General features: G+C 54.7%; 14 protein-coding genes and 1 tRNA gene. 11 read left to right on the top strand and 4 right to left on the bottom strand.

All coding sequences use genetic code 11. The features are described 5' to 3' along the window. Positions 1-7 precede the first annotated feature (7 nt). Genes DS901_RS02870 through DS901_RS02880 form a run of 3 tightly spaced genes read right to left on the bottom strand, consistent with a single transcriptional unit; the run spans position 8 to position 3,491 of the window. Positions 8-1,168 carry an acyl-CoA dehydrogenase family protein gene (locus DS901_RS02870; protein WP_113775431.1) on the bottom strand — a complete coding sequence of 387 codons (1,161 nt, stop codon included), beginning with the start codon at positions 1,166-1,168 and terminating at the stop codon, positions 8-10. Beyond that, complete coding sequence (locus DS901_RS02875) at positions 1,168-2,586, bottom strand: carnitine 3-dehydrogenase (RefSeq protein WP_113775432.1); 1,419 nt, start codon at positions 2,584-2,586, stop codon at positions 1,168-1,170. Before DS901_RS02875 ends, DS901_RS02870 begins: the two co-directional genes overlap by 1 nt. Beyond that, positions 2,583-3,491, bottom strand: a complete 909-nt coding sequence (locus DS901_RS02880; RefSeq protein ID WP_113775433.1) for a 3-keto-5-aminohexanoate cleavage protein — start codon at positions 3,489-3,491, stop codon at positions 2,583-2,585. Before DS901_RS02880 ends, DS901_RS02875 begins: the two co-directional genes overlap by 4 nt. Positions 3,492-3,564: 73 nt before the next feature. Here DS901_RS02880 and DS901_RS02885 point away from each other — a divergent pair, with 73 nt between their 5' ends. From DS901_RS02885 to DS901_RS02895, 3 genes are all read left to right on the top strand, one after another. Next, positions 3,565-4,524, top strand: a complete 960-nt coding sequence (locus tag DS901_RS02885) for a GlxA family transcriptional regulator (RefSeq protein ID WP_113775434.1) — start codon at positions 3,565-3,567, stop codon at positions 4,522-4,524. 342 nt (positions 4,525-4,866) lie between these two features. Continuing rightward, the gene (locus DS901_RS02890) at positions 4,867-5,526 is read left to right on the top strand and encodes a recombinase family protein (RefSeq protein ID WP_113775435.1); all 660 of its coding nucleotides are present in this window, start codon (positions 4,867-4,869) and stop codon (positions 5,524-5,526) included. A gap of 342 nt (positions 5,527-5,868) precedes the next feature. Beyond that, on the top strand, positions 5,869-6,651 hold the full coding sequence (locus DS901_RS02895) for a hypothetical protein (protein ID WP_147249837.1): 783 nt from the start codon (positions 5,869-5,871) through the stop codon (positions 6,649-6,651). A gap of 103 nt (positions 6,652-6,754) precedes the next feature. On the opposite strand, the gene DS901_RS02900 is transcribed toward DS901_RS02895, so the two are convergent. Continuing rightward, positions 6,755-6,844: transfer RNA gene (locus DS901_RS02900), tRNA-Ser, on the bottom strand. Positions 6,845-7,172: 328 nt separating this feature from the next. Between DS901_RS02900 and DS901_RS02905 the strand changes: the two genes are divergently transcribed. From DS901_RS02905 to DS901_RS02940, 8 genes are all read left to right on the top strand, one after another. Continuing rightward, entirely contained in the window at positions 7,173-7,733 is a 561-nt protein-coding gene (locus DS901_RS02905) for a GbsR/MarR family transcriptional regulator (RefSeq protein ID WP_113775437.1), read from the top strand. 38 nt (positions 7,734-7,771) lie between these two features. Then, positions 7,772-8,467, top strand: coding sequence for a DUF4166 domain-containing protein (locus DS901_RS02910; RefSeq protein ID WP_113775438.1), 696 nt, complete (start codon positions 7,772-7,774; stop codon positions 8,465-8,467). Continuing rightward, on the top strand, positions 8,458-9,363 hold the full coding sequence (locus DS901_RS02915) for a LysR family transcriptional regulator (RefSeq protein ID WP_113775439.1): 906 nt from the start codon (positions 8,458-8,460) through the stop codon (positions 9,361-9,363). The genes DS901_RS02910 and DS901_RS02915 overlap by 10 nt, the downstream gene beginning before the upstream one ends. A 75-nt stretch (positions 9,364-9,438) precedes the next feature. Continuing rightward, complete coding sequence (locus tag DS901_RS02920) at positions 9,439-11,523, top strand: hydantoinase/oxoprolinase family protein (RefSeq protein WP_113775440.1); 2,085 nt, start codon at positions 9,439-9,441, stop codon at positions 11,521-11,523. Next, entirely contained in the window at positions 11,520-13,214 is a 1,695-nt protein-coding gene (locus DS901_RS02925) for a hydantoinase B/oxoprolinase family protein (protein ID WP_113775441.1), read from the top strand. Before DS901_RS02920 ends, DS901_RS02925 begins: the two co-directional genes overlap by 4 nt. Continuing rightward, positions 13,211-14,416 carry an NAD(P)/FAD-dependent oxidoreductase gene (locus DS901_RS02930; protein ID WP_113775442.1) on the top strand — a complete coding sequence of 402 codons (1,206 nt, stop codon included), beginning with the start codon at positions 13,211-13,213 and terminating at the stop codon, positions 14,414-14,416. Before DS901_RS02925 ends, DS901_RS02930 begins: the two co-directional genes overlap by 4 nt. Next, positions 14,413-15,198: an HpcH/HpaI aldolase family protein gene (locus DS901_RS02935; protein ID WP_113775443.1), complete on the top strand. Its 786-nt coding sequence runs from the start codon at positions 14,413-14,415 to the stop codon at positions 15,196-15,198. The genes DS901_RS02930 and DS901_RS02935 overlap by 4 nt, the downstream gene beginning before the upstream one ends. Next, positions 15,195-16,031 carry an NAD-dependent epimerase/dehydratase family protein gene (locus tag DS901_RS02940; protein WP_113775444.1) on the top strand — a complete coding sequence of 279 codons (837 nt, stop codon included), beginning with the start codon at positions 15,195-15,197 and terminating at the stop codon, positions 16,029-16,031. Before DS901_RS02935 ends, DS901_RS02940 begins: the two co-directional genes overlap by 4 nt. Positions 16,032-16,070: the final 39 nt, after the last annotated feature.

A 16,070-nucleotide genomic window follows, 5' to 3' on the forward strand; every position in this document is an offset into this window, starting at 1 on the left:
TCGCCCCTTACGCGCCAAGCGGACGTAATAGATCACGGCTGATGATGTGGCGTTGAATTTCGGATGTGCCGTCCCAGATCCGTTCGACCCGCGCGTCGCGCCAGAAGCGTTCAATCGGGAAATCATCCATCAACCCCATACCGCCATAAATCTGAAGCGTGGCATCGGTTACCCGCGCCAGCATTTCAGATGCATACAGCTTTGCACTCGCGATTTCGCGGTTTGCTGGAAGCCCTTGATCCAATCGCCACGCGGCAGCCATTGTTAGATGATCTGCGGCGTCAATCTCGGTGATCATATCAGCCAGTTGAAAGCTAATCCCTTGAAATTTACCAATCGGCTGACCGAATTGCTTACGCTCGGCCGCATAATCTAAAGCCATCTCAAAGCAGCGGCGCGCGCGCCCAACTGACATGGTGGCGACGGTGATCCGCGTCGCGTAAAGCCATTCGTTCATCACGGCAAAGCCACCGTCGACTTCGCCAAGCACTTGTGCGTCGGGTAGGCGGCAATTGTCGAATTCCAAGATCATATTCTTATAGCCACGGTGCGATACGGATTTGTAACCATCGCGGATGGTAAAGCCGGGAGTGCCCCGATCGACCAAAAATGTTGTGATCCGTTTTTTCGGGCCGCGCGGCGTGTCATCTTCGCCTGTGGCTACAAAAACGATAATGAAATCAGCGTGTTCAGCGCCCGAAATGAAGTGCTTGGTTCCGTTCAAAACCCAATCGCCGCCGTCGCGTTTGGCGGAACACTTCATGCCGCGCACGTCCGATCCCGCATCAGGTTCGGTCATCGCCAGCGCATCCATTTTTTCGCCGCGCACAGCTGGGGTCAGATAGCGTTCGATCTGATCATCTTTGCAGGCCATCAAGATATTTTGGGGACGTCCAAAGAAATGGTTCAACGCCATTGAACCACGTCCCAATTCGCGCTCTACCAGCGCAAATTCAAGATGGGATAGACCGGCGCCACCGGCGCTTTCTGGAAAGTTACAGGCGTAAAAACCCAGATCTAACGTCTTTTGTTTAATCGCCTCAGCAACGTCTGTGGGGACTTCACCTGTGCGTTCGACTTCTGACTCGTGTGGATAAATTTCGTTTTCAACGAATGAGCGCACGGTAGAAACGATCATTTCTTGTTCTTCGGTTAAACCAAAATGCATCAGTTAATCTCCGGCTTGGGCAGGGCGGCTTGGGCCGCGATGATCGTTGCTAGTTTTTCGGCAACATGTGGGGCTGGATCGCAGGATTTGCGTGTTTCCAAGCTGACGTGCAGCAAGAATTGATTGCAGGTCGCAACGACATCGCCGCGCGCATTTTTCATTTCGTGGAACAGCCGCAGCTTTTTGCCTGCCCCTTCAAGAATGTGGGTGGTTACAGTGATCGTGTCGCCCGCATGGCATTCATCAAGAAATTTCGTGTGGGTATCGACGGTGAAATAGCTAAGCCCAGATTTGATGTAGTCAGCATCTGCCCCAATCAAAGTCATCAACGCATCGGCGGCGTCAGACCACACCTGCCCATAGCGGCTTTCGTTCATGTGGCCGTTGTAATCGGTCCAGTCAATTGGGATCGCGCGTGCGACGCTGATAATTGGCTTGGTGAAATCAGGTGCCGTTTGGGCGCTAAGCCGTACATCATGTTCATTCAGCAACGCGCCAGCCCCCCAATCGCGCCCCTTAAGAGCCCGCATCATGGACACCAAATTGTCGTCGCGAATTCGTTCCAATTCACGGATAGAGTGTGCGCCGGATTGGGCGTCAGACTGATCTGCGATCATTGTCACCAATTCATCCGTCAGCTCTGGCACATCCATCAACTTGGTCCAAGGCCATTGCAGGCAAGGTCCAAATTGCGCGATGAAATGGGCCATGCCCGCTTCGCCGCCCGCAACGCGGTAGGTTTCAAACAACCCCATTTGCCCCCAGCGCAGACCAAAGCCAAAGCGGATCGCGTCATCGATTTCTTCGGTTGTCGCAATGCCGTCTTTGATCAACCACAGGGCCTCGCGCCAGACGGCTTCTAGGAAACGATCCGCAATATGCGCGTCGATTTCTTTGCGCACCTTCAACGGCTTCATGCCGATGTCGGTCAACATTTCATGCGCGCGTGTCGTTGTCGCGTCGTCGCCGACCAATTCGATTAGCGGCAGCAGATACACCGGGTTAAAAGGGTGTGCGACGAAAATTTGCGCCGGGCGCAGGGCCCCTTGCTGTAGCTCGGATGGTTTAAAGCCAGATGTCGACGACCCGATCAACGCGTCTTCACGACAGTACGTTTGAACGTCTTTCAAGATGCTGTGCTTCATCTCAAGGCGTTCTGGTGCGCTTTCTTGAATCCAATCAGCGCCAGACACCGCCTCTGCAATTGTTGGAACGATTTTGATTTGTCCCTCAGATGGCAACGCAACCTCTGACAAGGCTGGCAAAGACCGCCGGGCGTTGGCCAGCACTTCGCTAATTTTACGTTCGGCTTCGGGATCGGGGTCAAATATTTGGACGTCCCAGCCGGACAACGCAAATCGCGCGGCCCAACCGCCGCCAATAACACCACCGCCGATGATTGCTGCTAATTTGGTCATTGCGCGGCCTGCTTTGTAAGACCTAGTTTTTCGCGAACGGCGGCGGGGCCCATGATCTTAGCGCCCATGGCTTCGATAATGGTCACCGCGCGCGCGACAAGCGCCTCGTTTGTCGCCAGTTCGCCCTTTGCAAGCCATAGATTGTCTTCCAAACCAACGCGCACGTTACCGCCAGCTAGGACAGAGGCGGCTACATATGCCATCTCATCACGTCCAATCGAAAAGGCAGACCAGTTCCAATCATCTGGGACGTTGTTGACCATCGCCATAAATGTATTCAGATCGTTCGGCGCACCCCAAGGGATGCCCATGCAAAGCTGGATCAGCGCGGGCGACGACAATACGCCGTCCTTCACCAGTTGTTTTGCATACCAAAGATGGCCTGTATCAAATGCTTCGACCTCCGGCTTTACGCCTAATTCTTCCATACGTGCGCCCATCGCTGTCAGCATCCCGGGCGTGTTGGTCATGACGTAATCTGCTTCGGCAAAGTTCATTGTTCCGCAGTCAAGGGTGCAAATTTCAGGGCGGCATTCTTCGATATGGACAAGGCGCTCCTCGGCGCTGACCATATCGGTTGCGTCACTTAAGGGCAGGGGGGCGGATGGGGGGCCAAAGACCATGTCGCCTCCCATGCCTGCTGTAAGGTTCAAAACCACATCAACATCTGCATCGCGGATACGGTCGGTCACTTCGCGGTATAGCTTTGGATCGCGTGACGGCACCCCGGTTTCAGGATCGCGCACGTGACAATGCACAATTGCAGCACCGGCCTTGGCGGCGGCAATCGCGGAATTTGCGATCTGTTCAGGGCTGCGGGGCACATGGGGTGAACGGTCTTGGCTGCTGCCGGACCCAGTCACGGCACAGGTGATGAAAACGTCGGAGGTCATTTCCAATGGCATATTGATTTCCTTTGCGATTTCGCAAAAGCCTACAAGGATTGAAACGCCATGATGTGCTGTGTTAGACGAAAATATGCAAAAATGGACAAAAAGATCATCGGGCACCACCAAAATTGTCGTTTTGCTTTTTGATGGGTTCTCGAACCATTGCCTGGCCAACACGTTAGAGCCCTTTCGCGCCGCAAACACGGTGTCGGGGCACAAGCTATACCAGTGGCAACTGCTGTCTTTGGCCGGCGGGTTGGTGCGATCGTCGAGCGACATGTTGGTGGAAACCCATGCGGCAACCGGCGCCGATTGGGATTGCGACTATTTGATGGTCGTTGCGAGTTACGGTCATCAGGCATTGAGCCAAAGCAAACTATTATCGGGGCTGCGGGTTCTGTGTGGCAAAGCGAAATGCGTTGTCGGCATGGATACCGGGTCTTGGCTTCTCGCGGCGGCTGGGTTGCTTGACGGTAGGGCTGCAACCATCCACGCGGATATTTTTGACAGTTTCACCGAAGCGTTCACGCAGGTGGATACCCGCAAAGAAAGGTTTGTCATTGATGGTGATCGGATTACCTGCGGCGGTGCCATGGCGTCGTTTGATCTGGTGCTGAACCTGATCGGGGCGCAATGCGGCGAGGCGATCCGTCTGGATGTTGCCGCCTTATTTTTGCATCAGGCGCACCAAGCCTTTGGGGAGGTTGGCATCGCACCAGTCCAATCAAAGCTGGTTGTGCGGGCCTTGGTCTTGATGAACGAAAACATCGAAGAACCTCTCGCGGTCACGGCCATCGCCCAGCAACTAGGGTGTTCAGCGAAAGCGCTACACCGGCGGTTTATCGCAGACCTTGGCGCACCACCGGGCCAAGTGTACCGGTATCGGCGGCTTATCGCGGTGCGCAGCCTGATCGAAAATACGACGCTCTCGATCACGGAAATCGCAGCGCGCTGCGGCTATGAGAACACCAGCGCCATGAGCCGCGCCTTTCGCCAGCAGTATGACATGACACCGACCGCGCTACGAAAAGCGCCAGTGATTAGATAGTAAATTGTAGGGGGGGGGTGCTTCTTACTGCTTGCAGCCAATTCGAGAACGAAACAGTCACGCGAACGCCTATGTTGATCGACCTGTCACAGTGATTTGGGCTAACGATAACAAGCTGGACCTGTCGCGGTTTGATGCCGCTCCTTTGATAGCATTTAAGGCCAGACATGGGGTGGGTCGCATTCCCTCACACACACCTTCACACACACTTTCTCTCCACCGTTGGTCATCACCCAATCTTTTCCAGTGGTGGGGAACTGTAAAAGTTTTTGTAACACTCACAACGTTCGTTGACATTTGCAACGGTCGTGGCTATCTCACCCGCAATCGAAAGGGGTGACCATGAAACAGTATGTGATCTATCGTCGTGTATCGACAACTGAGCAGGGCAAGTCAGGCTTAGGCTTGGAGGCCCAAGACAGAGACATCCGGCTTTATCTGGATGGATACAGCGAACAGCCTTACGAGATCATTGGTGAGTTCTTGGAGGTTGCCACAGCGACTGATGACAATCGACCAGAGTTGACCAAAGCCCTTAACATGGCCCGTTCGCATGGCGCTGAGTTGCTTGTTGCCAAGCTAGATCGCCTTTCCCGCAAGGTGTCATTCATCGCGACCCTTATGGATGACCGCAAGGTGAACCTTCGGGTTGCCTCAATGCCGCATGCCGACAAGTTCCAATTGCACATCTATGCAGCCCTTGCTGAGCAGGAGAGAGAGTTCATTTCGATTAGAACTAAGGCAGCGTTGAAAGAGGCCAAGGCCCGTGGCGTTAAGCTGGGCGGTGCCCGTGACAAGACCATGAAACGCAATGCAGCGGTGCAGGCGAACGCCAAGGCAAGGGCAGAGAAGGTGCAGGGTATTATTGAGCCGTTAAGGGACGCCGGAAAGAGCCTGCGAGAGATTGCCGCTGAGTTGAATAAAGCTGGTGTGAAGACTGCGAGAGGTGGCGAATGGCAGGCATCGCAGGTTAAGCGGACAATTGAGCGGCTTGCTGCATAGTGTTTTTCGATTATGTCAATATTGCTGACTTATATTTTGGTGAAACGTAAGCGATGCGGTGTATCGGTTTTTTCTTAGAGTGAATGTGGGCGCAGTTCGGTATGCTTTAGGTTGAAGCCCTCGGGGGATTCGGCTTCTTAATTAAAACAAATAGATCGGGGGTAGCTGCTCAGGATGAAGCGTCAGTCTTTAATATATTTAGATAATTGCGTATACAGCCGCCTTCTTGAACCCGAATTCGCGGAAACACGTGCTCTGTTCGCCCGATCAAATGACCGCTTAGCATTCTCGCAAGTGCATATCATAGAAATGCAGAGCAAGCGCGGTGAATATGGAGAGTTGTTGGATGATCTCGACACAGTGTTTATCCAAAATTCCGGGGGTGAGGATGGTTATTATCATCCGATCTGTTCAGTTGAAGAGGGTAAGGCATCCCTTAGGCTGTTAGAGCAATATGAAGAGAGGTCTTCATATGAAATGATGACCCCAATCATGCTAACACTCCAGCACTTTATGGGGGGCATTAGAGAAGACGGAATTGAGATTATAGCGAACTCAGCAGAGACCCACATAAAGGATACGCTTGAGAACCTGCCAATAGAAAATTTGCCCGTGACCTTTAACGAATCGTTGCGGAAAATGGGTGGGGAAGTTGATGAAATCATTGATGGTTTACGTGACGTTGATTTTGAAGGTGGGTGGGGGCGCATAGACCCCCTAGTGAAAGAAGCAAGGCATGGCGACCCAATGAGGGACATGCACCCCATCCAAAAAGTTGATTTTCTGATATCACTGCTCAGCGATAAGGAGCGGCAAGGATTTGTGGAGACGTACCCAAAAAACTTTGCAGCCAACAGGCTTCTGGAAAATGGAGAGCTGGCGGGCTTTGCATTAGCGTTGTTTGGTATGGGGCTTACTAAGAATAAGGGAGAATTTACTGGTCGTAAACAGCGAGAGTTTAGATCCCAACTCAGGGATACACAGCATATTGAGGAGGCGTCACGTTGCGAGGTATTCGTTACTTTTGACAAGGAGGCGGCCAAGTTAGCAAGATCGGTATTTGCTTACGCTGGGTTTGCAACTGAAGTTGTCTTATTAGCCCACACTCAAAACGGCGCTGCTTAGTTCAGGCATGTGGCGTGATCGCATTTTTGATTGGTCAGTGATGGTGGTCAGTTTTGGTCAGTGGAGCCCCTTAAGTGCTTGTTAATAAACACTTTTAGGTCTCTGGCGGAGACGAAGGGATTCGAACCCTCGAGACGGTTTCCCGCCTACTCCCTTAGCAGGGGAGCGCCTTCGACCACTCGGCCACGTCTCCGCCGACGCGTATAAGTGCGTGAAACCTGAGAAACAAGGCCAAAAAATCTTAGGTTGTGAAATAGTCTTGGCAGGAATGGTGTCGCAAACATTTGCCAGCATTATCACACCCATATTGGACGGTTGGACCGCAAGGTGAAGGGGGCTGTGACATGTTCGGATCGACGCAAGATGCTTGGTTGCCGTTGTTACTTGTGGGTCATGCCGCTGTCTCATCGTCGCAAGCGTCACCCGAAGTCGCGTTCGGCCATTGAGGGGAAACGTCGGTTTTCGGCGCGCGCTGCCTGATTAGGCTTGCAATAGCGTCGCCTATTTTCTATATTTCTGTTATGACAGAAATTACAGACATAAAACGCACGCAGGCAATTGATCAGTTTATTCTGTATTGGGGTGATATGGGCGGGCAGTGGGGCGTTAATCGTTCGGTCGCGCAGGTGCACGCGCTTTTGTATTTGGCCGTCGATCCAATGAATGCCGAACAGATTTCCGAATGCTTGGGGATTGCCCGTTCAAATGTGTCGAATTCGCTCAAGGAATTGGTCGCGTGGAGGCTAATCCGGCGGGTGCCAATCGCGGGGGATCGCCGCGAATATTTTGTGGCCGAGGTCGACGTTTGGGAAATGGCTTTGCGCATTGCTCAGGGGCGACGTGAGCGTGAGATTGATCCCGCCATTTCAGCCATCGCAGAATGTGTTGAGCTTGCACAAGACGATCAATCTGTCGCGCCCGAAGTCCTGCAACGTTTGACCGAAATGCAAGGATTTTTGGACAATACGACGCGGTGGTATGATCAAATGCGTGGAGTTCCCAAGGCGCAGCTCGTCCGGTTGGTCGGGCTTGGCGATAGGGTCATTAAACTACTGAATTTTGCGGGTGGAAAACGGAAATAGCCCGCTGATAGATTATCGAAGATTTGGAAGGAAGCATCATGCCATCGATCCATATTGCGCCTAAGGTCAAGCAAACCCCAATCTGCATCGACCCGCAAACTACCGATCTACGGTTTCGCAATCTTTTGGGCGCACGCGCTTGGGCACGGTTGCCCGCGGCCATTCAAAAGCGTTTCGGCAAACGTCTTTGCGCCGGACAAAGCGTCGCTTACCAAGGCGTCGTGACCGCAATGAAAATGAATGCGGCGGGTTGGGTCCTTGCGCAGGCGGCACGTGTGATAGGTGCGCCGTTTCCGTTTGACCGCAGTAGCTTACACCAGCCCGCCGTGGTTGTCGTGACCGAAGACAGGGCAAGCGATGGCCAGTTTTGGATGCGTCAATACGGCCGCGCGCATGGATTTCCGCAAGTTGTGCATAGCTCAAAGCGGTTTGCGGGCGTGACCGGGCTAGAGGAATACATCGGCTATGGGGTTGGGATGGCCTTGCAGGTGGAAGCCACTGACGATGCGTTGCTGTTCAAAAGCGACCACTTCTTTCTACAGATTGGCGGGCGCAGGTTCCGCTTGCCGCACGTGTTTAGTCCGGGCAAAGTAGTGGTTGGGCATCACGATCTGGGGGATGGCTGCTTTCGGTTTTCATTGGCGGTGGCCCATCCGCTATTTGGCGATTTGCTGCACCAAGACGCAGTATTTCGCGATGCGAATGAATCAAGGATCGGACGAAGATGCGGTTGAACCTCAAACAGCTTGAAGCCTTCATTTGGGTTGCGGATATGCAAAGCTTTCGGCGTGCGGCTGATCGGTTGAATACGACGCAGCCGAATATCTCGGCACGTATTGCGCGGCTTGAGGCGGTGTTGAACACGCAATTGATGACACGCGACGCGGGGTCAGTGCATCTTACGGACAAAGGGCGCGACCTATTGGTGCACGCGCGGCGTGTCATGGACGCGGCGGATGCGATGGTTGTGGCTGCCGATCAAAAGCAACTGGTGTCAGGGACGTTGCGGCTTGGGGTAACCGAAATGATCGTGCATACGTGGTTGCGTGACTATTTGCGTGCGCTCAAAGAGGGCTACCCGAATCTATCGGTCGAGTTGACCGTGGACCTTTCCGCCAATCTTGAACGTGGCCTTGAAGAACGGACACTAGATTTGACTGTGCAAAACGGGCCGTTCCAACGACTTTCCAGCGGTGAAACCCCGCTTGGTTCCTATGACATGATCTGGGTTGCTGCGCCCGATGTTGCCGTGACAGGCCCGGCTTGTATGGATGATTTGGCGCGCCATCCGATCCTGACACATGCGCGCAATACCCGCCTTTTTGATCAGGTTGCCGCACATTTTGCACAGCGGCGTGATTTGAATGTGCATTTGGTGCCTTCCAGTAATCTTGCGGCTTGTTTGCATATGACACTTGATGGGATGGGCATTGCGACGCTCCCAGCGGCGATGGTGGCCGCCGAAATCGCGTGCGGGGCGCTGCAAAAAATGACCTATGACTGGGCGCCGACGCCGTTGGATTTTTATGCCCGATTTGATGCCGAAAAGGCACCCTGTGTCGTAGCCCAATGCGCCGCAATCGCGGCGGAAACTGCGCAAGCGTATGATAAAAAAATGTTATCCTTATGATCGTATTAAACAATTTGTGGTGATTTATCGTTACGGCTAGCATTCTCTTAAACAACAGTTTGGGACCCGTCGTTTATGCAACATAACATCAGGCTAGGCGTCGATATCGGCGGCACATTCACAGATGTCGTGCTCGAGCGCGGCACAGCGCAGTTTTCGACCAAAGTTTTGACCACCTACGCAGCCCCCGAGGACGCGATTATCGACGGGATGCATCAAGTTTGTGCCAAGGCGGGGATCGCTCCCGGTGCGATTTCTCAGATCATTCACGGCACGACTTTGGCGACAAATGCGTTGATTGAACGGCGCGGAGCTAAGACCGCCTTGATCACCACCGAAGGCTTTCGCGACGTGATTGAGATGCGTACCGAAAGTCGGTTTGAGCAATATGATCTGAATTTGCAACTGCCCGAACCGCTACTGCCGCGCCAGCATCGGTTCACCTTGTCTGAACGGATGGACGCGCAAGGCAATGTGTTGATTCCGCTTGAACGTGCGGATGTCGAAGCCCTTGCTGATCAGATTGCACCAATGGGGTTTGAAAGCATCGCGGTTGGGTTGATCCATGCCTATTTGAATGACTCGCATGAACAGATGATCCGCGAGGTGCTTGCGGAAAAACTGCCAAATGTGATGGTGTCTATTTCGTCGGAGGTTTCACCGCAGATGCGCGAATATGAACGGTTCAACACGACCGTGGCGAATGCCTATATCAAGCCTTTGATGAAATCATACCTTGGGCGGCTTAAAGGGCGGTTGGCTGAGGAAGGGGCGGAGTGTCCAATCTTTTTGATGCATTCAGGCGGCGGAATTATTAGCCTCGAAAGCGCGGCAGAGTTCCCTGTGCGTTTGGTTGAATCCGGGCCCGCTGGCGGCGCTGTGTTCGCAGCGAACATCGCAGCACGTTATGGGCTGGACAAGGTGCTGTCGTTTGACATGGGCGGCACCACCGCCAAGATTTGCCTGATCAAGAACCAGACCCCCAAAACCAGTCGTGTATTTGAGGTCGCGCGCACCTATCGGTTCAAAAAAGGGTCCGGTATGCCGATTTCCATCCCGGTGATCGACATGGTTGAAATTGGTGCCGGGGGCGGCAGTCTTGCCCATGTCGATGCGATGCACCAAATCCGAGTTGGCCCCGAAAGCGCCGGGTCAGAACCCGGCCCGGCCTGCTACGGGCGCGGTGGCGCGCGCCCCGCCGTCACCGATGCGGACCTGATCCTTGGCCGCCTTGATGCCAAGGATTTTGCTGGCGGCACCATGACGCTGGACCGCACCGCCTGCGAGGCCGCCCTTAAATCCCACATCGGCGACACCCTGTCGATGGACGCGCGCGAGGCTGCCCATGGCCTGTCTGAGGTTGTGGATGAAAACATGGCCAACGCCGCCCGTGTGCACGCCGTCGAAAACGGTGAAGATCTCTCAGAATATACCATGATCGCCTTTGGCGGCGCGGCTCCCCTCCATGCCGCGCGCCTGTGCGAAAAGCTTGGCATTGACCGCCTGCTCGTCCCGCCGGGCGCAGGCGTTGGAAGCGCAATCGGCTTCCTGCGGGCACCCTTTTCCTTCGAGGCAAACCGCTCCGTCTACATACGCCTCGCCGATTTCGACCCCGCCGCCATCACCGCCCTGCTCGCCGATCTGCAGGGCGAGGCCACCGGTTTCGTGCGCAGCTGCGACGCCGAAAGCCCGATCCTGTCGGAATTCAAAGTCTACATGCGCTACACAGGGCAAGGCTGGGAAATCCCTATCACACTGACAGAGGAACAGGCACAAAACCCCGACGCCGCCACCTTCAAACAACGCTTTGAGGACGAATACGCCAAGCTCTTTTCGCGCACCGTCGCGGGCATGGACATCGAAATCACCGTCTGGTCCGTCAACGCCACAACCCCGCCAGAGCCAGCCACCCGCACCAAAGAGGTCATAACCCGGAGAACCGCCGTGATAAGTGGAAAATGCTCTGTCTTTGACCCCGCGCATGACTGCTTCTTGCATGGCTACAGCTACGACCGCACCAGATTGGCACCTGGCGATCACATCACCTTCCCCGGAAAAATCACCGAACCCGAAACCACAATCATCATCCCCGGTAGCCGTCAGGCCGTCATCCAACCCGATGGTTGCGTGGACATCACTGTAAAGGAGCCCGCTCAATGACAACGCCTTTAGCCGTCGCTTACCAAGTCATGTGGAATCGCCTGATTTCGGTGGTCGAGGAACAGGCGCAGGCCCTTGTGCGCACCGCGTTTTCCACCAGCGTCCGAGAGGCTGGCGATCTGTCCGCTGGCGTCTATAACGCCGATGGATTGATGTTGGCCCAAGCGGTGACAGGCACGCCGGGGCATGTGAACGCGATGGCTGATGCTGTCGCGCACTTTATCCGGCGTATCGGGCGCGATAATATCTGCGAAGGCGATGTCTATATCACCAATGACCCATGGGAGGGTACCGGGCATCTGCATGATATCACGGTCGTCACCCCGTCGTTTCATAATGGCAACCACGTGGGTTTCTTTGCTTGCACTGCCCATGTCGTCGATATCGGCGGGCGTGGGTTTGGCGCGGATGCAGCCAGCGTCTATGAAGAAGGCATCTATATACCAATCATGAAATTCGCGGATCGCGGCGCGGTGGATCAAACCTTGATCCATATGTTGCGTGGCAATGTGCGTGAACCTGATCAACTGATTGGTGATCTGTACGCGTTGGCCACCTGCAATGAGATCGGTCAGCGGCGGCTTGCCGAAATGATGGACGAATTTGCACTTGTTGATTTGGACGGGATCGGCGCGTTTATCTTGGACAACTCGCGCCGTGCAACGCTTGAAAAAATCGCGGCTCTGCCACAGGACAGCGCGGATGGCGGCATGACGATTGATGGGTTTGATACGCCGATTGATTTGCGGGTCAAGTTGACCATCGAAAAAGATCGGATGATTTGCGATTTCGCAGGGACTTCGGGGCTTGATAAAAAAGGGATCAACGTGCCGCTGGTCTATACAAAGGCCTATGCGTGTTATGCGCTCAAATGCGCGGTGGCACCCGAAATCCCGAATAATGCGGCTTCGCTTGCCCCGTTTGAGGTCACGGCCCCGGTCAACAGTATCGTCAATGCGGTGCATCCGGCTCCTGTCGCGCTGCGCCATATCATAGGGCACATGATCCCGGACACGGTATATGATGCGCTTGACAAAATCCTGCCCGCAACGGTGCCCGCCGAAGGGGCAGGGTGCCTGTGCAATTTCCAAGTCAGCCTGCGCCCCGCACCGGGGCACGATGGCGTGCGGTCGGAGGTTCTTGCCTTTAACTCTGGCGGTGCAGGTGCGCGCGCCACCGTCGACGGGTTGAACGCCACGGCCTTTCCCTCGGGCGTCATGACCATGCCGATCGAGGCCACAGAACATACCGGCCCGGTGATCATCTGGCGTAAAGAACTGCGGCCTGATAGCGGCGGCGCGGGGCAATTTCGCGGCGGCTTGGGCCAATATATGGAGGTCGGCGCGACCAAGGGCTATGAGTTTGATTTTTCAGCGATGTTTGACCGGGTTGGTCACCCCGCGCGCGGGCGGCGGGGCGGCGAAAGCGGCGGCCCCACCACAATTTCACGCGATGATGGTGCCGCAATGCAGGGCAAGGGGAAACAATTTGTACCGGATGGCGCACGGGTGATCCTTGGTCTGCCTGGGGGTGCAGGTTATGGTGATGCCTCAGCCCGTGATCCTGAACGGGTCAAACGCGATCTGACGCGTGGCTATATTTCTGCGCAATCTGCGATGGACGACTACGGGCTGTCGGAACAGACTGTGGCCGCAATTTTGGACGCTGTAGCAAAAGGAGAAACCGCATGACGCAAGCGCCGCTTAAATCCAGCTATGATGTCGTGATCGTCGGGGGGGCGATGCTCGGCTCGTCTGTGGCTTGGTTTCTTACCGATAACCGCGGCTTTGACGGGTCGATCCTCGTGGTGGAACGTGATCCGACTTATGAATTCACGTCAACCTCGCACACGAATTCGTGCATGCGCCAGCAATTCAGCCAAGAGATTAACATACGCATCTCGCAATTCGCTGCTGATTTCGTCAAGAATTTCCGCAGCTACATGGGCGATGACCCGCGCGTGCCAGAAGTCGTGCTGCAAAGCTATGGCTACATGTATTTGGCCGACAATGCCGCGTTTGCGGACACGTTGCGAGAAGGCCAAAAGCTCCAAGCCGCTTGCGGCGCGGGCACCAAACATATGACACGTGATGAAATCGCCGCCGCCTATCCATTTTATAATCTCGATGATATCGTTGCGGCGAACCACAATCTGATCGACGAAGGCTATTTCGACGGCAACACTTTGTTTGATTGGTGGAAACGGTCAGCGCGGGAACGCGGAGCGGAATATGTCACAAATGAAGTGGTCGCGATGACAAAAGACGCGAGCGGCACACGCATTGAAAGCGTGACGTTGAAATCCGGCGAAGTGATCAATTGCGGCACTGTGGTCAACGCCAGCGGCCCGCGTGCGGCGCTGACGGCAAAGATGGCGGGCATCAATATCCCCGTGGAGCCGCGCAAGCGCTACACCTATATATTCGAGGCGGAAAAACCGCTGGATCGTGACCTGCCGTTGACCATTGATCCATCGGGCGTGCATATGCGGTCTGAAGGCACATATTATCTTGCTGGCTGCCCGCCCGATGATGATCCGGCCGTAGGCCACGATGATTTCGTGCAAGATCATAGTCTTTGGGAGGAAAAGGTTTGGCCAATCCTCGCGACGCGTATTCCACAGTTTGAGGCGATTAAATTGCGCAACTCTTGGGCGGGGCACTACGCCTACAACGTCTTTGATCAAAACGCGATTGTTGGGCCGCATCCCGACGTTGCAAACTTTATCTTCGTGAATGGATTTTCAGGACATGGGTTCCAGCAAAGCCCCGCAATGGGGCGCGGCGTAGCAGAGTGGATTACCGCAGGCGCATATTCTAATTTGGATTTGACCCCGTTTCACTTTGACCGCATCGAGAGCGGCATCCGTTTTGAAGAAAAGGCCGTGATATGAAAATGCAAACCAACAAGTTCCTCGCAGCGATGCAAGCGGGTGAAAAGCAGATCGGTTGCTGGATAAGCCTTGCCAATGCCTATTCCACCGAAGTTGTGGCGGGCGCCGGTTTTGATTGGCTGGTTGTTGATCTCGAGCATACGCCGGGTGATATGCAGGATGTGCTGGGGCAGTTGCAGGCCATAGCGCCCTACCACGCAACTGCGATTGTGCGCACGCCGGTCAATGATCCAGTGATCGTTAAACGGCTGCTTGATCTGGGGCCGGATGGGATTTTGTTCCCAATGATCCAAACGGCCGATGAAGCCCGCGCCGCTGTGGCTGCAACCCGTTACCCGCCGCACGGTATCCGTGGCGTGGCTGGGATCGCACGGGGCAATCGGTTTGGGCGCGTCACAGACTATTATGAAAACGTCGCAGCGCAAACCAGCGTTATCTTGCAAATCGAAACCTGCGCTTCACTTGATCAAGCGGTCGAGATTGGCACTGTCGATGGGGTTGATGGCGTGTTTTTTGGGCCTGCGGATATTTCGGCTGATATGGGGCTGCTGGGCCAGCCGTTGCATCCTGATGTCTGGGCGCGGATCATGCCTGCTGCGCGCAAACTGATGGATTTGGGCGTGCCTGTAGGCACGTTGGTCACTGACCCGGCGTTTGCGGCTGATCTGATTAATGATGGGTTCACATTTGTTGCCTGTGCCACTGATATCGGTGTGCTGGCGAAATCCACTGATAGTTTGATGGCGCAGATGCGCCAATCCACCAATAAGGAAAACACATGAAGAAACTTGTTCTGACCGGGGCCGCTGGCCGTTTGGGGTCATATTTGCGCGAACCGCTGACAAAGATGTGCGACGAACTGGTGTCGACCGATCTGGCAGCAGACATTGGCAACACATTGCCCGGCGAGACCTATGTGCAGGCTGACCTTGGCGATCTTGCTGCGCTTGAAGCGATCCTAAAGGGTGCTGATATGGTGGTGCATTTTGGCGCCATCGGGGATGAAGCCGCCTGGGACGATATCCTGCATTCTAACATCATCGGGGCCTATAACGTCTGGGAGGCCGCCTACCGTCAAGGCGTGCGCCGTGTTGTCTACGCAAGCTCTGTCCACGCTGTAGGGATGCATTTGAAAACCGACGTGATTGATCTAGATGCGCCGCATAAGCCGGACACTTACTACGGGCTGGCGAAATGCTTTTGCGAGGACCTAGCGAGCCTGTACTGGGACAAACGCGGCGTGGAATCGGTCTGTATGCGAATTTTCTCATGTGCACAGGCGAATAACGCGCGGTCGCTTGGGACGTGGCTATCCTATGATGACCTGATCCATCTGGTCGAACGATCCATCGATTCACCAGTTGTGGGCTTCACGAAGGTTTGGGGGATTTCCAACAACGACCGCGTCGTTGTCGACAACACCAAGGCCGCGCATTTGGGCTATCGCCCGAAAGATAACGCCGAAGTCTTTGCCAAAGAAATTCTGGCCGACACGCCGCCATTGGATAACAAGGACCTTGCCAACCTGTGCATCGGTGGGCCGTTCGCAACGGTTGATTTGGGGAATTCCGGTGTTGCCGCGTTGGGTGTCGTGGATGACCGTAAAGAAAATTAAAATAGATTTGCCCCGATGCAAGGTCGGGGCAAATCCAAG

The sequence above is a fragment of the Loktanella sp. D2R18 genome, assembly GCF_003318235.1.
Lineage (GTDB): Bacteria > Pseudomonadota > Alphaproteobacteria > Rhodobacterales > Rhodobacteraceae > Yoonia.